The organism is Arcicella sp. LKC2W, assembly GCF_034931005.1.
Taxonomy (GTDB): domain Bacteria; phylum Bacteroidota; class Bacteroidia; order Cytophagales; family Spirosomataceae; genus Arcicella.
In genome coordinates this window covers 1-25049 of record NZ_JAYGIN010000009.1, presented here as the reverse complement: position 1 = coordinate 25049, position 25049 = coordinate 1, and the positions used below count along the sequence as shown (strand labels likewise).

The 25049-nt window shown below is 35.3% G+C and carries 16 protein-coding genes; 7 read left to right on the top strand and 9 right to left on the bottom strand.

Annotated features, from left to right (window positions below; translation table 11 throughout):
• Positions 1–213: 213 nt before the first annotated feature.
• From VB796_RS08410 to VB796_RS08400, 3 genes are all read left to right on the top strand, one after another.
• Complete coding sequence (locus VB796_RS08410) at positions 214–4767, top strand: translocation/assembly module TamB domain-containing protein (RefSeq protein WP_323346082.1); 4554 nt, start codon at positions 214–216, stop codon at positions 4765–4767.
• Between the two features lie 186 nt (positions 4768–4953).
• Positions 4954–8052 (top strand): AsmA-like C-terminal region-containing protein, encoded by a 3099-nt coding sequence (locus VB796_RS08405; RefSeq protein WP_323346081.1) that lies wholly within the window; start codon positions 4954–4956, stop codon positions 8050–8052.
• A gap of 3 nt (positions 8053–8055) precedes the next feature.
• The gene (locus VB796_RS08400; protein WP_323346080.1) at positions 8056–8562 is read left to right on the top strand and encodes a YdeI/OmpD-associated family protein; all 507 of its coding nucleotides are present in this window, start codon (positions 8056–8058) and stop codon (positions 8560–8562) included.
• A 43-nt stretch (positions 8563–8605) separates the two neighbouring features.
• Here VB796_RS08400 and VB796_RS08395 read toward each other — a convergent pair whose 3' ends face one another.
• The 8 genes from VB796_RS08395 to VB796_RS08360 form a co-directional block, all read right to left on the bottom strand.
• Entirely contained in the window at positions 8606–9679 is a 1074-nt protein-coding gene (locus tag VB796_RS08395) for a CHC2 zinc finger domain-containing protein (RefSeq protein ID WP_323346079.1), read from the bottom strand.
• Positions 9680–9764: 85 nt separating this feature from the next.
• Positions 9765–10301 carry an ATP synthase F1 subunit delta gene (gene atpH / locus VB796_RS08390; protein ID WP_323346078.1) on the bottom strand — a complete coding sequence of 179 codons (537 nt, stop codon included), beginning with the start codon at positions 10299–10301 and terminating at the stop codon, positions 9765–9767.
• A 194-nt stretch (positions 10302–10495) separates the two neighbouring features.
• A complete protein-coding gene (gene atpF, locus VB796_RS08385) occupies positions 10496–10996 on the bottom strand; it encodes a F0F1 ATP synthase subunit B (RefSeq protein ID WP_323346077.1) in 501 nt (166 codons plus the stop codon).
• Between the two features lie 238 nt (positions 10997–11234).
• Positions 11235–11474: an ATP synthase F0 subunit C gene (gene atpE / locus VB796_RS08380; protein WP_323346076.1), complete on the bottom strand. Its 240-nt coding sequence runs from the start codon at positions 11472–11474 to the stop codon at positions 11235–11237.
• Positions 11475–11556: 82 nt separating this feature from the next.
• Entirely contained in the window at positions 11557–12648 is a 1092-nt protein-coding gene (gene atpB / locus VB796_RS08375) for a F0F1 ATP synthase subunit A (RefSeq protein ID WP_323346075.1), read from the bottom strand.
• 106 nt (positions 12649–12754) lie between these two features.
• Positions 12755–13117 carry a hypothetical protein gene (locus VB796_RS08370; RefSeq protein WP_323346074.1) on the bottom strand — a complete coding sequence of 121 codons (363 nt, stop codon included), beginning with the start codon at positions 13115–13117 and terminating at the stop codon, positions 12755–12757.
• A gap of 132 nt (positions 13118–13249) precedes the next feature.
• On the bottom strand, positions 13250–15766 hold the full coding sequence (locus VB796_RS08365; RefSeq protein ID WP_323346073.1) for a TonB-dependent receptor plug domain-containing protein: 2517 nt from the start codon (positions 15764–15766) through the stop codon (positions 13250–13252).
• 208 nt (positions 15767–15974) lie between these two features.
• Positions 15975–18773 (bottom strand): bifunctional YncE family protein/alkaline phosphatase family protein, encoded by a 2799-nt coding sequence (locus VB796_RS08360; protein ID WP_323346072.1) that lies wholly within the window; start codon positions 18771–18773, stop codon positions 15975–15977.
• A 394-nt stretch (positions 18774–19167) separates the two neighbouring features.
• Here VB796_RS08360 and VB796_RS08355 point away from each other — a divergent pair, with 394 nt between their 5' ends.
• The 3 genes from VB796_RS08355 (at position 19168) to VB796_RS08345 (ending at position 23170) form a co-directional block, all read left to right on the top strand.
• On the top strand, positions 19168–20415 hold the full coding sequence (locus VB796_RS08355) for a DEAD/DEAH box helicase (protein ID WP_323346071.1): 1248 nt from the start codon (positions 19168–19170) through the stop codon (positions 20413–20415).
• A gap of 224 nt (positions 20416–20639) precedes the next feature.
• Positions 20640–21584 carry a ketoacyl-ACP synthase III gene (locus tag VB796_RS08350; protein WP_323346070.1) on the top strand — a complete coding sequence of 315 codons (945 nt, stop codon included), beginning with the start codon at positions 20640–20642 and terminating at the stop codon, positions 21582–21584.
• 284 nt (positions 21585–21868) lie between these two features.
• Positions 21869–23170 (top strand): amidohydrolase, encoded by a 1302-nt coding sequence (locus VB796_RS08345; protein ID WP_323346069.1) that lies wholly within the window; start codon positions 21869–21871, stop codon positions 23168–23170.
• 106 nt (positions 23171–23276) lie between these two features.
• Here VB796_RS08345 and VB796_RS08340 read toward each other — a convergent pair whose 3' ends face one another.
• Positions 23277–23714 (bottom strand): hypothetical protein, encoded by a 438-nt coding sequence (locus tag VB796_RS08340; RefSeq protein ID WP_323346068.1) that lies wholly within the window; start codon positions 23712–23714, stop codon positions 23277–23279.
• A 309-nt stretch (positions 23715–24023) separates the two neighbouring features.
• On the opposite strand from VB796_RS08340, the gene VB796_RS08335 reads away from it, so the two are divergent.
• Entirely contained in the window at positions 24024–24854 is an 831-nt protein-coding gene (locus VB796_RS08335) for a hypothetical protein (RefSeq protein ID WP_323346067.1), read from the top strand.
• Positions 24855–25049: the final 195 nt, after the last annotated feature.

Sequence of the window (25049 nt, the reverse complement as noted above, 5' to 3'; positions counted from 1 at the left end):
ACCTTTATGAAATAGACCACTGATGTTACGGATTGAACAGATTTTCGCTGATTAAGATTTGAAATGTAGACTTATCATAAATCAGCAGAATGAAATTTTTACAAATGACCACAAAAAATCTTTATCAGAATCACTTTTAAAAAATCAGTGATAATCAGTATAATCTGTTAAATCTGTGGTCTAAATCGTCATCTGCGTGCCAAAACCAAAAAAATGCTCATAAAAATATCCAAAATATTCACAAAAACTGTCTTATATTCAATTATAGGATTGCTTTTGTTTGCAGTTTTGGTAGTTTTTTTAGCTCGTAATTCTTACGTTCAGACTCGTTTAGCTCAATATTATGCCCCAATTATTTCCCAAAAACTGGGTTATCCCATCGAAATTGATAAAGTAACCATTCGTTTTTTTGATGAAGCCACCCTCGAAGGTGTGCGTGTGAAGGATTATCAAGGACATCAAATGCTTGATATTGAAAAACTTGATGTTGATTTTGATGCTGGGAGATTGTTGAATTTAACCGTTCCATTGTTGGGAGTAGAAGGTGATTCTACCAAAACTCGCTTAGACTATGTTCGTTTGTATCATCCTGTGGTTAAGTTAGTTACTGATAAAAACGGTGATTTGAATATTGATGAATTTATCCGAAGAATTAATAAATTAGCTGCTTCGCCAACACCCAAACCTAAATCTACCCCAACACCTTTTATCATTTCAGAAGCTGATATTGTAGATGGAACTTTACGTATGGACGATGAAACTGAGCCGTACATGAACGACCGCCGTTCTTTCGACCATTATCATTTTACGCTAAACGACCTCAACGCCCACCTCAAAGATTTTACCTTGATTCGTGATACCGTAGCATTTTATACCGTTTTGCGGGCGTATGACCGTTTTTCTGATTTTAGAATTAAAACGCTGAAAACCAATTTCTTAATCTCAGATACGCAAATGCGTTTTGATGATTTATTGCTAAAAGTCAATAATACCGTTGTTAGAAATAAAATTAGAATGTCCTTTAAAAGTCAGAAGGATTTTAAATATTGGAATTCAAAAGTACGAATGCAAGCCGATTTCGATTCGTCGGTAGTGGTGGCGAGTGACATTGCTCGTATCGTGAATGATATGTACAATTACAAAGACACGTACTATCTCAACGGTAAATTTGACGGAACGGTTAATGACTTTAAACTCCAAAATTTTGATTTGTATTTTGGCACAAAATCTAAGCTGAAAGGAGATTTTGCATTTAAAGGTTTACCGAATATTCCTAAAACAATGATGGACTTGAAAATGCGAAAATCGTATGTGCAAGTGGCTGATTTAGAGAAGTATATAGGAAAAGAGCCAACGGCAACTTTGGCAAAATTTGGTCATGTAATGTTTGATGGAACGTTTAAAGGCACGACTTCCAATTTCAAAACGACAGGTCTGATGGAGTCAGACTTAGGAAAAGTCGATGTCGATTTAGCCATGATTTTGAAACCTAATTCTGCTAACTCTTCGTATGATGGCTCGTTGAAATTAGATAATTTTAAACTCGGAAAACTCATTGAAGATGCTGGAACTTTGGGCGATTTGACGCTTTCTGGCAAAGTAAAAGGACAAGGTTTATCAATCAAAGATGCAATTTTAGATTTTGATGGAACGGTAAAACAAATTGCTTATAACAGCTATAATTATAAAAATATTTATATTAATGGAAAGCTTTCAAAGGAGTTATTTGATGGGAGAGTAGCCGTAAAAGACACCAATTTGACTTTTGATTTGTTCGGAAAAGTGGATTTACGAGAAGGAAAAGACCAAGTTGATTTATTGGGGAAACTTTCAAAAGCCAATCTGAAAAACCTTAATTTTTCTAAAGAAGATTTACGAGTTTCTACCATTCTTGACGTACAATTCAGAGGAAAACAATTGGATAATTTGATTGGAAGAGCCAATTTCTTGAATTTTTATCTGACACTTGATAAGAAAAATATCGTTCTTGATTCCTTGCAACTTATTTCTGAAATCAATGAAAATGCACGTCGTTTGGCACTTTTATCCGATTTAGTGAATGTCAATTTTACAGGTAAATTTCAACCCTCGCAAGCTATCAAAGATTTGAAAACGTTGGTGGAAGAATATAAAATTTACTTCACAGGTGACGAAGCAACTCGAAATGCTTATTATGCCAAGAAATCTCCAATCGTTCCGTCAAATTATAGCATTGATTATCAGTTCTTTTTGAAGAATTTTGACCCAGTTTTAGCTTTCGTTTATCCCGAAGGACACGTTTCTAAAAAGACTTTAATTGAAGGTTCTTTTGGCATCGGAAATACCTCCGTTTTCTCGCTCAGTTCTAAAGTAGATACGCTTTTATTGAGTGATAAATACCGTTTTTATAAATCCGAAATTGACCTCAATTCTTCTAAATTCTACAATAATCCAGAAGTTTTAGCATCCTTGATTTTGAATTCTAAAAATCAAAAAATGAATATTCTTGCTCCCACTGAAGACCTTGAAGCAGAAGCTTCTTGGGAGAAAGACCGCATTGCTTTCACGAGTGGATTAAAGCAGTCTGGAACAACCAATAAAGCTAATTTGAACGGAACTTTACGTTTTATTCAAGATGGTTTAGAATTGCAATTTAAACGCTCAAAATTCAAATTGCTTGACCAAAATTGGACAGTAAACCCTGATAATTTATTGACAATTGTTGGTAATGAATTGACCTCAAAAGGTTTGATTATCAATAATTTAGAGCAATTTGTTTCATTGGATGGAGTTGTTTCTCAAGATTCTCTAAAACCGTTAAAATTTAGAGCAAAAAACTTTAAATTAGAAACCCTTGCACCACTAATTTCCTTGAATTTGAAGGGATTAGTAAATGGAGAAGTTGAATTGAAAAATATCTATAAAAATGTCAATGCTGAGAGTAATTTGAAGATAGAAGGCTTGTCGGTTGATGATTTTTTAATTGGAAATATCTCAGGAAATGGCGTTTTTGACAATGAAAGGCAACTCTTAAATCTGGATTATTCTTTGGAACGTCTAAACACCAAAATTTTGACCGTTCAGGGGATTTATGACCCCAAAAATGTCGATAACTCTCTAGGGTTATTAGCTACTTTGAGCCAAACCAATCTTCAGATTTTAGAGCCATTTACCAAAGGATTATTCTCTAAATTGGGTGGAACTGCCGATGGTACACTTAAAATTTCGGGTAAACCTTCGCACCCAATTGTTGAAGGAGCAATTGATATTAGAAGAGGGACTTTATTCTTCGATTATTTAAAAGCGGTCTTGAATTTTGAAGATAAAATCACCTTTGAACCTGACGAAATTAGAGCGAAAGCTTTGCGTCTTACCGATGACGAAGGAAATAAAGGAACGTTGAAAGGAAGCGTTTTTTATGATGGTGACAAAACTTTTAGCGTTCAGTTGGCGGCTGACTTAAATCGTTTTAAAATATTAAACACTGTTCGTCGTGACAACGATTTGTATTATGGAACCGCTTACGCAACAGGAAGATTGAATTTAGGCGGGACATTTGATAATTTGAGCATTGATGCTGACGTGAGAAGTGATAGAGGAACACGTTTGTATATTCCACTTGATAAGGCTCAGGATGCTGGAAATCAAGAAGATATAGAGTTTTTGAGTGCGATTGTTAAGAAAGATTCAGTCGATAAAAAACAGGCGGTTTCACAAGTAAGCACGAGTGGAATTAAAATGGATTTCAATTTTGAATTGACTCCTGATGCTTATGGAGAAGTTCAATTTGATAAACAGACTGGCGATATTATGCGTGCCAATGGGTCGGGGAAAATTAACCTAAAAGTAGATACTCGTGGAGGTTTTGACATGACAGGCGACTATAATATTGAGCGTGGAGATTATACTTTTACCTTCCAAAATATCCTAAACAAAAAGTTTAATATCAACCGAGGAAGTAAAATTTCGTGGTCTGGCAGTCCTTACGAAGCCATTGTGGATATTCAGGCTACTTATACACAAAATCTTAGTTATTTGGGTTCGGTGATTGATACTTCTCGAAGAGGAAATGAGTTCAGAAATAAAGCCGAATATTTGCGTCGTTACCCTGTGGATGTGACCATAAATTTAAAGGATAGATTGTTGCAACCTACCATTAGTTTCAACATGAAAATGCACGATTATCCTCAAAATCCAGATTTTAATTCGGGAGTGACTGCCTTTGAAAATAGAATTAGAACGGACGAACAAGAGCTAAATCGTCAGGTGAGTAATGTATTATTATTGAACTCAATGTTGCCACAAAACGCAGGGGCATTTGCTTCTATAAACTTGGTTAGTAGCCTTTCTGAATTACTTTCTAATCAAATTAGTAACGTTTTCTCACAGATTGACCCAAATCTAAATGTCGATTTTTCAGTGAATGGAACGGCTTTGAATCAGGACTTAATCAATAATCTCCAGCTTCGACTTTCCTATAATTTCAATGACCGTTTCAGAATTACTCGAAGTGGCGGATTTACTACTTTGACTAATCAAACAAACGCCCAATCACTCATTGGAGACTGGGCTTTGGAGTGGTACATTACCCGAGATGGTAGCCTCCGATTGAAAACGTATAACCGAAATTTACAAACCACTTTAGGGCTTGGTTCGTTGAGTAACAGCCAAACTTTTACGGCGGGTGGAGCAAGTATTCTTTACACAAAAAGCTTTAATTACTTGTTTTCAGAAAGGAAAAAAACGCAAAATCCAGTAAACTTATCTACTGAGGTTATCAGCCCTTAAGGCCATGTCAATAAAAAAAATCATTAGAAGGTACATATTTTTGGTATGTACCTTTTTGTTTTTAGTATTTTAGAAGTGAAAATACACTAAGATACAGAATATTGAAAAATGTAATTTATCCGATAATCGAACCAAAAATTTATATAACTTTAGCGTTACTTACAATAGCCAAACCTCAGAATATAAATGAAAAAAGTCTTAATCCTTATCGTCTCTATTATTGCTTTAATGGCAGGAATTGTCCTTGCTGTACCTTACTTTTTCAAAGATAAAATCCAAGCAAAAGTTAATCAGGAGATTGCGAAGAAGATAAATGCGAAGGTTTATTATAATAATTTTGACATTTCGTTAATTAAACATTTTCCAGAATTAACCCTTTCATTATCTGATTTTGGAGTAGTTGGTCATGCTCCATTTAGAGCAGATACACTTGTTCAAGCAAAGGAGTTTTTAGTTTCCGTTGATGTGAAATCCATTCTTTCGGGCGATAAAATAGACGTTCATGCCATTGCATTAGAATCTCCCAAAATCCTGATAAAAACGCTTCGAGATGGTTCTTCAAACTATGATATTTATAAAACGGATTCATTGGAAGTTCAAAAAGAAGAAAGTAAGGAGAATAGTAATTTTAAGGTAAACGTTCAATCTTGGAAGATAAATAATGGACAAATTGTATATGATGACCGTTTGAAAGATGCTTATGTTTCATTAAAAAATATTATTCACGAAGGCTCTGGCGATATAAGTGCCAATGTTTATGATTTAGTGACCAAAACAGAAATTGAAAACGCAATAATTGAGTATGGTGGAACGAATTATTTAAACGATAAAAAACTATCCGCAGATATAAATATACATATTGACCAAGTTCATAAAACGTATATATTTAAAGATAATGTATTTAAAATCAATGACTTGATTTTAAATTTTGCAGGTTCAATAGCCACACCTGACACTTCTAATATTGTCATGGATTTAACGTATTCTTCTCCCGAAAATACCTTCAAAAATCTGCTTTCCTTAGTGCCAAATATTTATACGGATAAGTTTAAAGACTTAAAAGCGGATGGAAATGTGGTTTTAGGCGGAATAATAAAAGGAACAAAAAACGCCACAAAATTTCCTTCATTTTCAAATGGAATAGAGATACGTAATGGAATGTTTCAATATGCTGAAATGCCTACTTCGGTAAAAGATATTAATATTACTTTGAATATCCAAAATATGACGGATGACCTAAACAATACCGTAATAGACTTTAGAAATATTGATTTAAAGTTTGGAGCAAATCCAATTAAAGGGCAAATATTGATAAAAGGACTACAAAAATCACTCATCGATGCTGACCTTGTGGCAAAATTAGATTTACACCAAATTAGTCAGATTTTCCCGATGAAAGGCTTGGAAATGAGAGGTTTGTATGATATTAATTTAAAAGCGAAAGGAACGTATGACACCCTCACGAAGCAATTTCCGCAAGTAAATGCGGTGATGTCTTTGGCAAATGGGTTTATCAAATCTGATAAATTTCCAGAACCAATTCAGAATTTGAATGTAAAAGCTACCTTGTTAAATACAGACGGAGCTTTGGCTTCTACAAAACTGAATATTGCAGACCTCCGAATGGTACTTGATGGCGAGCCTTTTACGGCAAATGGAATAATTCAAAACTTTGAAAATTACAATTGGGACATTAGAGCAAAAGGCAAACTTGATTTAACAAAAATTACCAAAATATATCCTTTAACCGATATGACTTTGAAGGGAATTATTGATGCCGATATCACGACGAAAGGAGCCATGTCTGACGTAAAAGCGAAGCGTTATACCAACCTGCCAACCAATGGCAAAGCCAAAGTTCAAGGAATAGAATTTGCTTCAAAAGCCTATCCACAAGGCATTAAAGTTACTTCGGCTGATATGACTTTTACTCCACAAAGTATTAATGTAAGTAATTCGAGTGGATATTTAGGGACGAGTGATTTTAATGCTTCTGGAACATTCTCAAATTATATTGCTTATGTGCTTAATGATGAATCGTTGAAAGGAAAAATGAAATTGAAATCACAGAAATTCAATGTAAATGAGTGGATGAAAAGTAGTCCAACTCCTACATCAGGCGGTACAAATTCGAGTAATTTGGAAGTCGTAGAAATTCCTAAAAATATTGATTTTGTAATGGATTCCGAAATAGGAGAGGTGCTATATGATGATATGAAAATGAATAATATTAAGGGTTTATTAACCGTTGGGAGTGGAGCAGTTAAAATGCAAAATGTGGCGTTTCAATCGCTTGGAGGCAATTTTATTACGAATGGGACATATAATTCTGCTGATTTAGCACATCCAAAATTTGACTTTGCTCTTAACCTTGAAAACGTAGAAATTACACAAGCCTATCAACACCTCAATATTGTTAAATACTTAATGCCAGTAGCTCAATATTTGATTGGTGGAGTAAATTCAAAATTTAAAATTAATGGTGAATTAGGACAGGATATGATGCCCAAAATCAATACATTGAGTGGTGATGGATTGATGAAAATATTGAAAGGAGAAATCTCACAGGATAATCCATTGGTGCAAAAATTAGTAGAAACCACGAAATTATCCAAGTTGAAAGATACCAAATTAAATAATCTTTTAATGCAATTTGAAATCGTTGATGGGACATTTGGCGTGAAACCTTTCGATATTAAATTCGATGATTATAAAATCACTGCATCGGGTCGTCATGGCTTGGTTGGGTCAATGAATTATGCTTTGGTATTAGATGTTCCAGCTGGTAAAACTGGCGAAGCATTTAGTAATATTTTTCAGAAATGGACGGGTAAAACTTTACAAGGAACCGACCGTGTAAAGTTTGATTTATCATTAGCTGGAACGGTGAAAAATCCTATTTTTGGTTTTAAAGGTAGTAGCACCGCCAATTCACTAAAAGATGCCGTTGTTGCCGAAGCAAAAGCACAGATTGATGCTGCCAAAACAAAAGCTTTAGAAGAAGCTGACCGTTTAAAAAAGGAAGCTGAAGCCAAATTACAAGTTGAAAAGGAACGTTTGCTACATGAAGCCAATGCCAAGAAAGCAGAAATTGAGGCAAGAATACAAAAAGAAAAAGTGGCTATTGAGGCGAAAGCAAAAACTACCGTAGATAGCATCAAAAAAGCGGCTGCCGACCGAGCAAAGAAGATTTTAGAAGAGCAGAAAAAGAGCGTTTTAGATGGACTTTTCAAGAAAAATAAAGCCGATACTACAAAAAACATCAGAAGAGCAATTAAAAATTAGAATATGGTAGCGTTTCAAACAATCTTACAAAAATTTGGCGAAAAAGGCGAAAAAACGGGTTGGACTCATGTTCATATTCCTGCCGATATTGCCCAAGAAATCAAACCGAATACTAAAAAAGGGTATCGTGTTAAAGGAACAATTGATAATTTTAGTATAAAGTTAGTAGCATTAATTCCAATCGGTGAAGGCGATTTTGTTATTCCCATTAATGCACGAATGCGTAAGGGAATTTGTAAAGAAGAAGGAGCAATGGTTTCGCTAAATTTGGAAGAAGATACCGATGAATTACCACAATCGGAGGAGTTAATGATTTGCCTTGAAGACGAACCGAAAGCTTTAGAAATCTTCTTGAAAATGCCCAAAGGTCACCAAAACTATTATTCAAAATGGATTGAATCAGCCAAAACTATTGAAACAAAAACCAAACGAATTACGATGACCGTTCATGGTTTAGCCATGGGTATGAACTATAATGAAATGATGCGATATTATAAAAATTTAGATTGATTAGTACACAGACTTTAGTCTATAATAGATTGAAAGTGTGCTACTAAAAAAGCCCTAATTGCTCATTACTGCCTAATTTTCCTGTGTAATAATCGTTTACATCTTTATATTCATCGGGTAGGTTTTTTCGTGAACAAGAGATATTAAAGTGACTAAATATCTTTTCTAATTCGTCGGCAGCTTTATGTCCAGCTTTGTCGTTATCTAAATAGAAAACAACATTTACTCTTTTGAAGAGTTTTGCCCATTCTTTTTTGAAAATATTGGCTGTTCCCAAACTTACGGCAACTTTTCCTTCTTGTACAAGTCTGATACAATCAAAAGCTCCTTCCGTCACATATACTGTTTCTCCCATGCGGACTTTCAATAAGGAGTCAGAATTAAAAAGTGTTAAAGGTTGATTATTCAAAAAACAATAGCGGTTTGTACCTTCTGCGGGTTTTCCAATCACTCTGCCCTGCAAATAGACAATTCTCCCACCTCGATAGTAAGGAATAATTAAAGAGTGAGCATAAAAAATGAGGTTATTTTTGATATTATATAGCCCAGATTCTTGTAAGTCTAAATAAGAAAATCGCTGTTTCAAATACCATGTCACTTCGGTATAATCTTTAATGGCAAATAATCTAAAATCTTTAATTGTTTTCTCCGTAAATCCTCTATGTTTTAAGTATTCGAGTGCTTTTTGCGAGTTTTCATTAGATTTTTGTTGAAGACAAAAATCCCTAAATGCTTCATAAATTTGCGAATGAATTTCTGCAATAGGTTTTTCTTTTGCCTGAATATTCCGTATTTCGGGAACATTCAATACATTAATTTTAGGAAGAGATTTATAACTATTTGTTTTGTATTTCTGAAAACCTACCACGTATTCACTTGCCATTTCATTGATGGTAGTTTTGATATCTAAATGCTTAATTTCAGAATATAACGTAATTGAGTTTCCCGTTTTTGCACATCCAAAACAATAGAAGCTATTGGTGTGTGGATATAACACCAACGACGGTGTATCGTCTTCATGGAATGGGCATTTCATGCGATGACGCTGAACTTCTAAGCCCAAGTCTTCAGCAACTTGTAAAATGGAAACTTGATTGAGTTCGTCAAGAATGTTCATGCTTTTTTTGGGTAAAATAAACCAAAAACCCCACAAAAGTCAAGTTCTTTTGTGGGGTTCTAAACCGAAAGGATAAGAATAAAAATTAGTTTAAAAACTTAATTTTCAACTCATTCAATTTTGTTTTCACTGAAGTATCAATTTGACGGTCATTTACGGTTAATACGTATCCACCAATAAGGCTTTCGTCAATTTTCTCTACAACTTCTACTGTTTTACCAGTAGCATCTGCTACAATTTTCTGAAATTCAATTTTTTGAGTAGCAGTCAAAGGAGTTGCAGTAGTAACATAAGCTTTCTGAATACCCTTCAATAGTTCGTATTGACGTAAATAATCTTCTGCAATATGTGGAAGCATTTCTTCACGATTCTTCTTTGTAATAATTTCAAAGATAGACATTGATGAAGTATCAACTTTACCCGTAAATATTTTTTGTAGAATAGTCAATTTATCAAAGTGTGATACAATTGGACTTTTCAACAACAGGTAAAAATCATGATTATCATCGCAGACTTGACCGAAGAATTTCATATCTTCATATACTTTATCTTCAACTTTTCTTTCTTTTGCTAAGTCTAACAATGATTTAGCATATCTGAAGGCAACTGTTTGTTGGGACATTTTTTTACAGTTATCAGTTGTTTTTATAAGTTATTGGTTATTAGTGAATGGTTATTAGACAGTACATCTAATTAATAAACGACAAATAAGGTCAAAGCACGAATAATAACAACAGTCAATTTTTAACTAAACTTTAAAGCATCAGAGTATTTATTTGTCAATCATTAATGTGGTCAATAACTATTAACCAATCACTAATTCAACTTAGCGTCAGCTAAAAGGCTTGTAACTAAGTTTTCTTGAGCTGTACGGTCTGACAATTGGTTACGCAAAACTTTTTCTGCGATTTCTAACGACAATGCTGCTGTTTCTTTTCTCAAAGCTGCCACTGCATTTGCTCTTTCTTGGTTGAAAGCTGCACGAGCTTTTTCAATTTCTTCAGCACCTGCTTTTTGAGCGTCAGCTTTTGCTTGGGCAATCATTGCATCTCCTGCATCTTTTGCTTCTTTCAAAACTCTATCACGTTCAGCACGTGCTTCAGCAATAAGTTGTTCATTACCAGCTTTTAAATCCGTTATTTCTTGACGAGTTTTTGCTGCTAAAGATAAAGCATCTTCAATTGATGCTTCACGTTCTTGTAATGCACCCATGATTGGCTTCCAAGCAAATTTTGCTAAAAGGAAAAACAATATTCCGAAAATTACTAATTGCCAGATTATCAGACCAAGGGCTGGTTCTAAGATGGATACTAACATGGTTTTATTATTTTAACAATTTGAAAATTTGAAAACGTGAAAATGAATCAAGGATATTGATTAAAGCTTTTACAAATTTTCAAATTAGAGTAATTTTTACTGAAAAATCAGCATACCTGCCTAATGCGTAGTATGCTGATTGTAATGACTTTGATTAATCATTTTTGAGATAAATGTTACAGAGACTATTTCTTTTGCAAGTTTAAATACCTCCACAATGATTAATTGGTGTTAATAATTACGCTTTTGTAGTTACTAACAAACAGATTACTGCTGAGAAAAGAGCAACGGCTTCAACGAATGCAGCAACGATTAACATCGCACCTTGAATTTTTCCTGATGCTTCAGGTTGACGAGCGATTGCTTCCATAGCAGAACCACCGATTTTACCGATACCTAAACCTGCACCGATTGCTGTTAAACCTGCACCAATACCAGCTAAACCTAAAGCTTGAGAAACTTCTAATAACATTGACATAATTGTTTATATTTATTAATTTGAAAAATACGAATGAAATTTTGATTGTTTTGAATGAGTGAATATCCTCAGGCAAAAAATCTTAGTGATGTCCTTCTTCTACTGCTGAACCAATATAAGTTGAAGTCAATACAGTAAAGATGAACGCTTGTAAAAATGCTACTAATATCTCAATTAAATTCATGAAAACTGAGAATGGAACTGCAATAGCAGCAACACCTAAGCTTTTGAAAATAAAGATGATAGCAATTAAACTCAAAAGAATTAAGTGACCAGCAGTGATATTTGCAAAAAGACGAATCATTAATGAAATCGGCTTCATGAATACGCCTATAATTTCTACTGGTGTTAAAAGAATCAATAACCATTTTGGAACACCTGGCATAGCGAAAATGTGTCCCCAATAGGTACTTCTACCATTTAAGTTAGTTACGAAGAACGCAATAAGTGCTAATACTAAAGTAACAGCGATATTACCTGTAACGTTTGCACTACCTGGTAATAAGCCTAACATATTGTTAAACCAGATAAAGAAGAATACTGTAAGCAAATATGGAGTAAAGCGTTTGTAGTGTTTTTCGCCAATATTTTGCTTGGCTACTTCATCACGAATAAAAACGATGATTGGCTCAAATAAAGATTGTAATCCTTTAGGAGCTTTACCAGAACGCTCTTTGTATGATTTGGCGATTGTAAAGAAAATACTAAGCAAAAGAACAAGGCTAATTAATAGTGATGCTACGTTTTTAGTGATAGATAAGTCTAAAACAAATGAACCATCTTCTGCAATAATTTTACCTTCTTCTAATTTTAAACCTTCATAAGAAGCAGTATTTTCGTGGTGTTCGTTCTTAAATCTATTTGAAGAGAAAAATTTTAATCCTCCTTTATTCCAAACAATACAAGGTAGAGGAATAGAATAATGTGTATGTCCAGCAGTAGCAAAATGCCATTCGTGTTCATCAGCGATGTGTTCCAACATCATCTTGCCAGGGTTGAAAGGTTCGGCTTCTTCGCCGTGTCCTTCTCCTTCTGCATGAGCGGTAATTTCTGTCGAAATAGCTTCAGTAGTAACGTGTTCAGCAGTTGAATCTGCATGGTGTTCCTGAGCAAAAAGGGTGCTTGAAATTAAAAATAAAAAAGCAAAAATATTTGAAAAATACACTTTCTTCATCACGGCTTCTTGGAAGTATATGGTTGATTATTGAAATTTGTCTTACTGGTGGTTTTGTGTCTTCGTATTGATTGTCAACTACTTATAATTAAAATGGTTGCATTCCCTATGAAAAGTGTCGCAAGTTACGATACAATCCGAATATTTCAAAACCTGTGTAACATAAATAGAGTACAAAAAAGTTAATGATGAAAAGATTGATGTCTGGAGTACCCAAATATGCGAATGTGCCAATGAACACAAGGCTGAGGACAAGGCGGCTTACAATGCTCCCCAGATAGAATTGGACGAAGTTTTCACGGTTTTTGGCAAAGCCAAATTGCATCAAAATATGGTTGAAATATGCAATAGCAAAAAAGAAGGATAGGATAATCCACTTCTGTGGGTGGATATATTGGAAAAGTCCAATTTGAGGGGAGAAATAAATAATAATTCCAATAACAAGCGTGAGTAAAATGATACGAGTCATCTTTTCTGTTTTTTCTGCAAAGATAGTTGATTAAAGTTGAATAGTTTGAGATGTTAAAATATGGAAATTATCTTAGCAATAGTTTCTTTATATTTCAACATCTCAAACTATGAATGTCTTTCCCCATTTGAATTACTTCACTCCGTATTCAATTTTTGCGATGCCAATATTTCCTTGTGCAGAAACTCCTTCAATCATGATGCGTACATCTGTCGAGGCATCAGTATTCCAGTAGGTAATGCTTGCTTTGCCATTGGCATCGGTTCTTACGTTGGGCTGCCAATGTAAAGTAGAGCGAAAATCTGGTCGAACATGGTCTGGAATGTCCACATCATATTTTGGAGCATAAAATTCACGAGCAACGTTATACCCCATCCGTTTTTGAACACTAATCCCCAAAACAGGGTCTTTTGAGTAGTCATAATTTCCAGAACCTCTTTTAGTTAAAACAGAAATTACCCCTGTTGCACCTCTTGACCCAAACATAGCGGCTTCTGCTCCTTTTAAGATGTCAATTTTATCTACATCACAAGGAGTGATTGAAGAAAGTGCGTCGGCATCAACGGGCATACCATCCAATAAATAAAGAGGTTCATTACTTGCCGATATACTACTTATTCCTCTTATCAAAACGGTGTAACCACCTTGACCATTAGAAGATACCTGAACGCCAGCGACTCTGCCTTGAATAATTTGGAAAATACTGTTTGCTCCAGCACAAAGTTGTTGATTTACTTGAATAGAACTTTGAGGATTCGAGTAAATTTTTCGAGAGTCGTGTTCTTCAATTTTTTTTGCTTTTACTGTTACGCCTTCTAATAATTGGGAGTCTTTACTTAATCTCATTTTCTTGTCTAACTCAATGGCTTCATTGGTTTTTTTAAGAAAAATCGCTAATTCTTGTGTGTTAAATTCGATGGCTTTGTAAGGTGTTTTAATGATTCTGACGGTTGGAGTAGGTTTTAAACCATCAATCGAAACATCAAGATTTTTGCTTCCTCCTTTTTTCATACCCTGTACAAAAATTTGAGTGGAGTCATTAAAATCTAAACCATAAAATCCATATCGCCCCAATGAATCAGTGATGCCCATCTGAAAAATAGGGTCTTGTTTTGGGTTTTTTACCATCAATGTTAGGGTTACATTGTCGGCAACTTTTCCATTGGGTCTTAATGCTTTGCCTGTTACTTCTAAACCTGTTTCCAAGAAATTCGCTAATTTGGGTTGTTTATCTGACATTAAGTCTTTCCAGATAAATCTTCGCCAACCTTGTGTCATCATCAACATATCCAAATGACGATTAGCTTCTGGATTTTCTTTGTTGAAATAATAAGCGGGTTGTTCAATATTTCCTCTTAAAGTTGAATAATATTCATTACTCGATAGACTACTCACATCTGAACTGATGAGAAGATAAGACAATAAATTTTCTTGATATGGCTCGGTTAATACTTGCTTGGCATCGGTTACGGCTACCGAAAAATTACCAATAACGGGTTTTCCGTCAGGATTGGTAGCTTCTATATTTACCGTAACTTTTTCACGATGTTTGTAACTGGCTTTGTCAGGAGTGACTTTTAGCGTTAGTTGTTTTTGCTGTTGACTATGAAAAAACACACGCTCACATATTGGTTCGCCTTGAGCATTCATCAAGGTAACTTGTACGATTCCATCATCAGGAATTTTAGTTTTAGGTATTGAAATCCCGAATGTTTTTTGTGTTTCGTTGCCTTTTGCTATAAAACAAAGTTGACCTCTTTGATGTGCCACAATGATTAATTCTTTTGATTTGTCAGCAGAGACAGGAGAACTATTAGAGACAAATATTTTGACTTTCTCTTTGTTACTTAAATTGTCAACCGCTATTGTATAGCCCTGTGCATAGGTTGCTGGCATAGCAAACGGAAGAACTTTTCCGTCATTTTGCTTGATGTAGGCAGTATAAGTTTTTTGTTCTTCGGGTGTGAAACTGAAATAACCCATTCCCAAATGCTCAGACTGAAATGCCGCTACGGTATCTTTCATATTGTCCAACACAAATCCTTGAACATCAACGCCTTTGCCTGCAACATTAATGGCTTTGAACCCGATACGAGAGGTGATGCCAATGACCGTGTTTCCTCCTTCTGGAAAAAATTGAATATCAGCCGCTTGCGTTAATTTTAAGGCATTTTCATCAGATAAACGATTCTTAATTGAGCCTTGCCAAATTTTAAAATTTTGGTGAAAAAAGAATTCTTCTGAATAATTTTTCATGTAATTGGTGTACGCTCGAATGTGATAAATACCTTCTGCTAAACTATCAGGTAAAACGAAATCTCCGTGTGTTGAACCATCGCATTTCAAGATTCTACTGGCAATGACTTTACCTTTTGTTTCATCAATTAAGTCAACATACAAGACACGGCTCACTGAATCTACTTTATGAATCATGCCATCAAAAAGATAACCTTGAAACCACATCGTTTCTCCTGCCATATAGTACGGTTTGTCGAAATGAAGATAGACTTTTTCTTGGGGAGTTGTTAGTCGATACTGTTCGAGTTTTAGAGCAATTTTTTCAGTGAGATTTTCTCCTTCTTCGGTAAATGTAAAGGCAGTAGCAGTAAATAGGGTAATCGCCAAAAAGGCGTAAAGTTTACGAATCATGTTTTGGTAGAATGGGGATTAAAAGCGTTAGAGTTAATTTTGTCAAATTTCTGAACACAAAACGATAAACGCAATTAATTTATGATAAAAGGAGGATTATTTAATTGTGATTGAGTGATTTAATGAATGGTGAATTAGTGATTTGTGTTTTAGTGAATTGTGTTTTAATATTTTTTAATAATCACAATTCACTAAATCACCATTAAAATCAGTTTTTCTTCTTCTTTTTTGTCTTATATAATCTTGGATTTGCTTGAAATTCTTTTTCTTCTAATTCCTTTTTGTCTTCTTCTTCACGAGTTTTAAAAAGGTAATCATCATCATCCATAATGGGAGATTCCTTTAAGGCTTTCCAATCAAATTTTTCATCGATTGGAGTGAGTGCTTTGATAGGGTCAAAAATGCGTTTATCCACATTTAGGGCATCGTAAGGCGTAAAATCTGCTTGATCAGTAAAAAAATCTGAAAGGTCAGTTGCTCCTGCGTCGTATTGATTTAAGTACGGAATGCCCAAAATGTTCCACATCGTTTTGAAAATACTGCCGAAACTATAATGCTGATGTCCGACGAAATTTTTCTTGGCATAAGGGGAATAAATTTGCAAAATACTGCGGTGTGCATCCACGTGGTCAATTCCCCCTTGCGAATCATCTTCGGTAACAATAATCGCCATGTTTTTCCAGTAAGGCGTATGGCTCAAAAATTCCACAACTCGCCCAACCGCCAAGTCATTATCTGCCATATAACTTTCTCTGAACGGAAAACCTGCTTTTGGTCTTTCGCCCGCTCCGTGGTCATTTGGCAACATCAAAGGCACAACTTGAGGCATGGTTTTGCCTTCACCTATAAATTTCTTTTGAAAATCTTTGATGAAAACATCTGCCCGAAATTGGTCTGGAATTGCCATATTATAGGTTGGAAACTCCCATTCCGTATTTTTGTACATAGCATTAGGCAGTGGATAATTTACACCATATTTTTCACCGCTAATTTTCATGGTTGAGTCATTGTAATTTCCTTCTTGCTCAGTCGTAAATCCGTAGTTGTGAAATGAGATATTATTGCGTTCAAAATGCTCCCACATTGAGCCGTCCTGATTATAATCTTCAGGATAAAAACTGCCCGATGAACCCACAAATGCAAAATGACCTGGAGCAGTAGATTCTTGTTTGTATTCACGTTTGCCACCATAAGCAGCAGATACATGAGTTTCCATCCATTCATTTGGGTAAACGCCTGAAAGCCAGCGGTGTCCGTCAGCGGAGTGGTCGGAGTCAACATAGAAATTATCTGCCGTTCCAAATCGTTTTGCTAAGGCTAAATGGTTGGGCATCACGGTACAATTGCTGATTTTTTGAGAGCCAGATTTATTAGCAAAACTTGCATTGATGCCATAACGAGCAATTGAAGGGTCGCCATTTCCTTGTTTTAATTGCCCAAAAATTTCGTCATAAGTTCGGTTTTCTTTTGAGATATAAACGATGTATTTAATGGGTGATTCTTTCTCTTTCGGGAAACTTGGAATAGGATTATTTTCACTCTTTTTTGTTGCTTCAAACTTGAAATTATAAGCCACAACTTTATCCGTTTCGGTCTTTAAATTTTCGTCTTTCGGAATATCCAACACAGAAACCGAACCTTTCATTAAACTTCCGATGTAACTACCTTCTGCACCAATTTTAAATTTTGAACCGCCATTTGGTCCAGAACCAAAACCTTTGGCATTGGCAACTACTAATTTTTGATTGTCTTTGCTGACTTTCAATTTTGAAGGAAACCAACCCACAGGCAAATGTCCAATGGTTTGCATTTTGGGAATGTCAATAACGGCAACTGCATTAATGCCAGATTCTGCTACGTAAAGGCGTTTTTGGTCTGGAGAAATGGCTAAACCAAATGGAATAACGCCTTTAAATCGACCTAATCTTTTATCCAATTGCAACTTGATAGTATTGATTATTTTGCCTTCCTTCGGGTCAATGACAGAAATATTATCGTTGTTTCCATTGCTCACAAAAACGAATTTATCAGTCGCCACCAATGAGTTTGGACTTGAACCGCCCACCGCAGGAATGCCCTCAATCATTTCACCAACCATAACACCCGTTTTGATTTTGGACTTTACTTTGGGTTTTCCTGTCAAATCATACGCCCAAACAGAAAACGATTCTGGTACATTTGGGTCGCCTAAACCTGCCACGTCTTTATCTTCAACTCTTACACCTTCACGCATTTCTTTGGTATTGAACCCGAAAGCTGGTTTTTTCAAATACGTTTCTTTGTTTTTAGGGTCAAGGTTTTTGACTAAACTGTATTCAAACATTCCGACATTGGCAACGTAAAGCGATTTTTCATCGGGTGAAAGTGTAATTCCAAAAGGATAACGACCCGTTTTTACGTTTTCAATGACCGCTTTTTTCTTGGTATCAATAATAGCAATTCTAAAACCAATTTGGTCAACAACATATAGTTTTGAACCATCCGCCGACATCGTCATGTCGCCCATGTATCCATCGGAATAATCCTGATTGTCGAAAGAAATATTACAGTTGATTTCTCCTACTTTTTTCCCTGATTTTATGTCAAAAATAAAGACCTTATTCGTCTGTCCACCCGCTACGTAAACCAATTTGTTATCAGGAGAAATAGCCAAGCCCATAAACACGGCAGCCAATAAATTATCGTCCGTTTTGGGGGAGTTAGGTATCTGAGTAATGGTTGGGTTAGTCGTAAAAATATTTTGCAAAATACTGATAGAGAATGGGTTAGTTCCAGAGTTGGCAGTAATGATTGTTTTGCCGTCGTGACTCATCGCCATACCGTAAGGATGCGGAGCAATGCGGTAAGTTTTACCTAATGGTTTAATAATCCTACCGTTGGGGATAATGGTTTCTCCAGCAGAATTGACCGTAGCATATCGCTCGCCCGCAGGAGCAGAAATTTGCCATTGTGAAAAACTTAAAATTGGGAAAGTACAAAAAGAAAATAAGATTAAAAACCGTTTCATTGATGTTGGATTTGTTGAAATTGAAATTTAGTTTTTTTCTTTTTGATGGACTAATTTTTGGGATTATTATTTGGTTAAGTTGTCTGTAACCCAATGCTTCCGCATCGGACATGAATAAAATCCGATGCGGAAGCATCGGGTTACAAATTCTTTTGTCTGGTTTTCTATTGCCAAAATATCCATTGAGCCAATTAACCCTTCTAATCGGCTCAAATATAGGTATTTTTTGAGCCGATTAACCCTAAAACCTCACAAAATCGTTTTTCCCTTATTAATTCCGTAATTTTGTACTCGTACAGAAATTCTGTGGTAGGGGGCGTATCATACGCTCAATATCTACCAGCGAGGGCGTATGTGATACGCCCCTACAATTGTGATAAATAATCCTTACAATATGTCATTTGAATCATTAAATCTTATTGAACCTATCCAAAAAGCATTAGCAGAGGAAGGTTATACAATTCCTACACCCATTCAAGCACAGGCAATTCCCATTATTTTGCAAGGAACAGACCTATTAGGCGTGGCTCAAACTGGTACAGGAAAAACGGCTGCTTTTGCTATTCCGACTATTCAATTATTATTTAAGAATCATACCTTTCATAAAGGAAAACGTTCGATAAAAGCTCTTATCGTTACGCCTACTCGTGAATTAGCGATACAAATTGATGATAGTTTTAAGGCGTATGGGAAATATACAGGTTTGACACATACCGTAATTTTTGGAGGAGTTAAACAAGGCAGGCAAACCGATGCTTTGCAAAATGGAGTCGATATTTTAGTGGCAACCCCTGGAAGATTATTAGATTTAATTAATCAGCGTTTTATCTCTTTAAAAGACATTCAGATATTCATTTTGGACGAAGCCGACCGTATGTTGGATATGGGTTTTGTGCATGATATTAAGAAGTTATTAGCAATTCTTCCGCCACGTCGGCAGTCTTTGTTTTTCTCGGCAACGATGCCTCCAGAAATACAAAAACTATCGGATAGTATTCTGTATAAGCCTCAAAAAGTAGAAGTTACCCCTGTTTCTTCGACGGCTGATACTATTAAGCAAGCCCTTTATTTTGTTGATAAAAACAATAAAAACGCTTTGCTTTTAGATATTCTGAAAGATGATAAGATTGAAACGGCTTTAGTTTTTACTCGTACTAAACATGGAGCGGATAAAGTAGTAAAAACACTTTTGAAAAGTAATATCAAAGCCGAAGCCATTCACGGAAATAAAGCCCAGAATGCTCGTCAAAGAGCTTTAGATAATTTCAAAGCGAAAACTACCAGAGTGTTAGTCGCTACCGATATTGCTGCACGTGGTATTGATGTGGACGATTTGGCTTATGTTATCAACTTTGAAATACCTAATATTCCCGAAACTTACGTGCATAGAATCGGGCGTACTGGACGTGCTGGAGCAAACGGAACGGCATTCTCATTTTGTGAAACTGAAGAATTACCATATTTAAAGGATATTCAAAAATTGATTGGAAAGAAAATTCCAGTCATTGAAAATCATGATTATCCAATTAGTACGCAACCCGTTGTAGAATTACCCAAACCGCAAAATCAGCATAGAAATACCTCAAAGCCAAATGAATCGGCTTCGGGTACTAAAAAGAAGACTTGGTTTAAGCGGAAGTAAATCGGTATTATAAGTCAATTTTTCAGACATTTATAAGATTTATGCAAAAAACATGGAAATAGTACAAAAAATATTTAGATTATTTCAAGTAAAAATTGTTTATTTCCATGAATAATTTGTAAGCTCCTCAAACTTTGAGTTTCTTTGTGGTAATTTTTAGTGCCTGTACTTTTATAGGTGTAATTGAACCACTAAAAATTCCTAACATAAGAACCAAAAGACGAATGTTTATAAACGCTATTGCCAGTTATTTGCCTGAGCAAATTATTACAAATGCCTATTTTGAAGAGCTGAATGGATTAACTGATGACTGGATTATTGAACGTACAGGAATCCGTGAACGTCGTAAAGCATCAGCAGATGAAAATACGCATACAATGGCGATTCAGGCGGTAGATAAACTAACCGCTAATCTTCCTTATGACCTTTCTGAAATAGACCTCATTATTGGGGCAACTTATACGCCACATGATTGTATTTTTACACTTGCTCATGCCGTACAACATCACATTAATGTTGGAGAAATTCCAGTAGTAACAATTTCATCAGCTTGTTCATCTTTATTGAATGCTGTCGAAATTGTTCAAGGATATTTTGCTTTGAATAAGGCTACAAAGGCACTTATTGTGGCATCAGAGCATAATACGGCTTATAATAATGAAGACGATACAAAAGCAGGACATCTTTGGGGTGATGGTGCAGTAGTGTTGTCAATTTCAAAAGAAAGAACGTCCGAGTCAGACTGGGAAATAAAAGATGTACTTACGGGAGGAGCAGCCAATGTTGGAAAAGCATCTGTAAGCGTAACCTTAAAGCCACTTGACCGAGGAATTATTATGCCTTTCGGGAAAGACGTATTCATCAATGCTTGTACTTATATGCCAAAGGCAAGTTTACAAGTAATTGAGCGTAATGGTTTAACAATCAACGATATAAAATATATTGCACCACACCAAGCAAACCTTAGGATTTCGAAAAACGTTGCGGGAACTTTGGGCGTTTCAGAAGATGTGATGCTTTCAAATATCCAATATTTAGGTAATACAGGTTGTGCAGGTTGTGCGATAACTTTAGACGAAAATAAAGGTAAATTCGTAAAAGGAGATAAAATAATTGTTACCGTTTTCGGTGGCGGATATTCTTACGGAGCGATGCTTGTGGAAATATAGAAAACCATTTATCCTTATAAATAAGCCGATTCAAATAATTTTTGAGTCGGCTTATTTTTTTTTATTTTGTGTAATAAGTCTTCGTTTATCTTTGCTTATGTTGCAATGGGTTGATTATACTAATTTTAAAAATGCATCAAAATCATTAAAATTAGTATTAATAGCGAGTTCCAATACTAATTTAAAATTAGATACAACACCCAATCAACTTTATGTAGATTGGGTGCATTTTTTTTGTATATTAATGGAGAAATTATTCATCATTCTAAAAATCAAATATTGATATGCAAAAAAGTATTACAACATTAGCATTTATAGGACTTATTACGGCAAATGCTTTGGGGCAGAACGCTACCGCTTTAAAATCTAAAATTGCTCAAAAAGCAGAAACCCTTGAAAGTAAAGTAGTTGCTTGGCGTAGAGATTTTCACTTGAATCCAGAATTGGGAAATCGTGAATTTAAAACCGCTGAAAAAATAGCTAATCACCTCAAATCGCTTGGAATAGAAGTAAAAACAGGCGTTGGAAAAACTGGAGTTGTTGGTATTTTGAAAGGAGGAAAACCTGGGCCTGTTGTTGCTCTTCGTGCAGATATGGACGGTTTGCCCGTGAAAGAAAGAGTTGATATTCCATTTGCTTCAAAAGCCGTTGGAGAATATAATGGTCAGCCAGTAAATGTTATGCACGCTTGTGGACATGATACGCACGTTGCTATTTTGATGGGTACGGCTGAGATTTTGGCATCTATGAAAAATGATTTAAAAGGAACCGTTAAATTCATTTTTCAACCTGCTGAAGAAGGAGCTCCTGAAGGAGAAGAGGGGGGAGCTCCATTGATGATAAAAGAAGGAGTTCTGGAGAACCCCAAAGTAGATGTTATTTTTGGGTTACACATCAATGCCCAAACCGAAATAGGTAAAATTAGATACCGACCTGGTGGAACAATGGCGAGTTCAGATTGGTTTAAAATCAAAATTAAAGGGAAACAATCGCATGGTGCAAGCCCTTGGCAAGGTATTGACCCCATCGTGACGGCATCACAAGTGATTATGGGTTTACAAACGATTGTGAGTAGAAATTCACCTCTAAATGAATCTGCGGCAGTAGTTACTGTTGGACAAATTAATGGTGGTGTCCGTAGCAATATTATTCCAGAAGAAGTAAATATGAACGGGACAATTCGTACCCTTGACCCAGCCGTGCAAGATATGATTCATGCTCGTATGGCACAAGTAGCGACTAATATTGCTCAAAGTGCAGGAGCAACTGCCGAAGTGAAAATTACGAAAATGTGTCCGATTACCTTTAATGATGTAGCTTTGACGGATAAAATGGTGCCAACTTTAGAAAGTGTAGCTGGTAAAGCAAATGTATCCATTACGGCTGCAGCTACGGGTGCAGAGGATTTTGCTTTTTATCAGGAAAAAGTACCAGGGTTGTTTTTCTTCTTGGGTGGAGCTCCAAAAGGCAAACCCGAAGGGCAAACTGCACCACATCATACACCAGATTTTTATATCGACGAAGGTGGTTTTGTGTTAGGTATGAAATCAATGGCGAGTTTAGTGGTAGATTATATGGAGAAGTAAATTGAAAATAATCAGTTTAAATGTAAAAAGGGTAGCTTTCAATTGAAAGCTACCCTTTTTACATTTATTTTTTGTTGATAATGATAATATGTCAACCCTTATATTTTTAACGTCTTCTACTACGTTTACGAGCAGTTGAAGGAGCATTAGCAATTCTTATTTGTTTAATTCTTTCTTCTAAATCAACAATTACACGAGCAGACATTTCTCGGTTAGCGTCATTAGCTTCATTTAGTGATTTGTAGGCAGCCTGTAATTTTTCATAGTCAGAGCCTAATTCACCGTATTTTTTACTCAAAGATTCAAAATTCTCTTTTCCCTCTTCTTGACATTTTACATAGTCTTCATTTTTTCTTTTAAACTGACTTTCCATGCTAAAACGATAGCTACTCAATTCTGCATTTTCTTGACGTTCTTTCTGTACTTGTGCTTCTAATCTACGAGCTTGGTCTTGTAAATCAGTGATTTGTTTAGTATCAGTACAACTGCTCATGCTCAGACTGGTAAGTAAAGCTACTGACAAAAGTGTGGAAATCTTTTTCATGAAAATATCTTTTATTTATGGGGTTGTCTTATTTTTCTCCTAATTTATTAACTTTTTTAATAGAAATCAAAATAACTCTCCTTTTTCCTTAGGTTTTGACTTAACAATTGCTAACTCGGTATGTGTTAGCTCGCTTATTTTATTTTTACACCGAAATTAAAGTTATGAGGCATCCTGATTTTTTAGGAAAAATTAACAGTTTTTTAGGGTTTCTGTTTTAATAATTGTCGTACTTTTAAGCAATAATTTAGTAAGATTTACGTTGTAATTTCTTAGAGTAACTTATAAACCCCTATTGGGCTTAAAACTATGAAACGAATTGTACTTTTTGGTATTTTCCTAACAGGAAGTTCATTGACAACTTTCTCGCAATCGTCTGGTATTCAGAAGCCTATCATAGTTACTCCAACTGTTTCAATTCAAAATTTTAATTGGTTCGAAAATGCCACTGTTGGCAAATTAGGTATTCATGTTCAAGTTCAACCGCTTAAAAAAGTCAGTTTGTCTTTAGATGGAGGTTTTTTTAGTAGTCTCGGTGATGTAAAAGTGAACGATAATTATCCTGCAAATATGAGTTTTGGGGACAAAAATCAAATGGGAGGTTCAATATCCTTAGGACCAAATGGAACTACGTCATTTAATGCTCCTAAAATGGGTTATCAGGGGGGATTTGTCAATATTGATGCAGGAATACCAATTAAATTGGGAGATAGTTCAAGAACTTCCATTGAACCTTTTGTAGGAATTGAAGCCAAAGTATGGAATCGTTCAGCAGATTATGGAACGGAAGGAAATCCAATGGTTTTTGAGGAAAAATATAAATTTTTATCTCCTGCTTTAGGGGCAAAATTAAATTATGCAACTAAATCAAAAGTAAAGGTAAGTCTAAGAATTTCAACCAGTTATCCACTTATTTCAAAAATGAAAACGGATGAAAAAAATTTAGCTTTACCCAATACTGAAATTGATTTAACAAAAATGCTTTCTCCTTCGGTTGAATTAGGCGTGAGAGTCAAAAAAGTCACCATCAAACTTCGCTACGAAAGAATAAATATTGGTACTTCTGACTCAATCAGAGGCTATACCAATCCAGCCTCCAAAGCCAACGTAACAGGTGTTTCTATTGGATATGATTTCTGATGTAGATAATAGAGTACAGATGGCAGAAAATAGATAATCGACATCAGAGTTTTATGGAGGGAAAAATTCTCTATTCTCTATTCTCTATTCTCTATTCTCTATTCTCTATTCTCTATTCTCTATTCTCTATTCTCTATTCTCTATTCTCTATTCTCTATTCTCTATTCTCTATTCTCTATTCTCTATTCTCTATTC

Bases quoted from the DNA above. Each gene is read 5' to 3' on its own strand.
- VB796_RS08410 (WP_323346082.1), top strand. From the start codon at position 214: ATGCTCATAAAAATATCCAAAATATTCACAAAAACTGTCTTATATTCA.
- VB796_RS08405 (WP_323346081.1), top strand. From the start codon at position 4,954: ATGAAAAAAGTCTTAATCCTTATCGTCTCTATTATTGCTTTAATGGCA.
- VB796_RS08400 (WP_323346080.1), top strand. From the start codon at position 8,056: ATGGTAGCGTTTCAAACAATCTTACAAAAATTTGGCGAAAAAGGCGAA.
- VB796_RS08395 (WP_323346079.1), bottom strand. From the start codon at position 9,679: ATGAACATTCTTGACGAACTCAATCAAGTTTCCATTTTACAAGTTGCT.
- atpH (WP_323346078.1), bottom strand. From the start codon at position 10,301: ATGTCCCAACAAACAGTTGCCTTCAGATATGCTAAATCATTGTTAGAC.
- atpF (WP_323346077.1), bottom strand. From the start codon at position 10,996: ATGTTAGTATCCATCTTAGAACCAGCCCTTGGTCTGATAATCTGGCAA.
- atpE (WP_323346076.1), bottom strand. From the start codon at position 11,474: ATGTCAATGTTATTAGAAGTTTCTCAAGCTTTAGGTTTAGCTGGTATT.
- atpB (WP_323346075.1), bottom strand. From the start codon at position 12,648: ATGAAGAAAGTGTATTTTTCAAATATTTTTGCTTTTTTATTTTTAATT.
- VB796_RS08370 (WP_323346074.1), bottom strand. From the start codon at position 13,117: ATGACTCGTATCATTTTACTCACGCTTGTTATTGGAATTATTATTTAT.
- VB796_RS08365 (WP_323346073.1), bottom strand. From the start codon at position 15,766: ATGATTCGTAAACTTTACGCCTTTTTGGCGATTACCCTATTTACTGCT.
- VB796_RS08360 (WP_323346072.1), bottom strand. From the start codon at position 18,773: ATGAAACGGTTTTTAATCTTATTTTCTTTTTGTACTTTCCCAATTTTA.
- VB796_RS08355 (WP_323346071.1), top strand. From the start codon at position 19,168: ATGTCATTTGAATCATTAAATCTTATTGAACCTATCCAAAAAGCATTA.
- VB796_RS08350 (WP_323346070.1), top strand. From the start codon at position 20,640: ATGTTTATAAACGCTATTGCCAGTTATTTGCCTGAGCAAATTATTACA.
- VB796_RS08345 (WP_323346069.1), top strand. From the start codon at position 21,869: ATGCAAAAAAGTATTACAACATTAGCATTTATAGGACTTATTACGGCA.
- VB796_RS08340 (WP_323346068.1), bottom strand. From the start codon at position 23,714: ATGAAAAAGATTTCCACACTTTTGTCAGTAGCTTTACTTACCAGTCTG.
- VB796_RS08335 (WP_323346067.1), top strand. From the start codon at position 24,024: ATGAAACGAATTGTACTTTTTGGTATTTTCCTAACAGGAAGTTCATTG.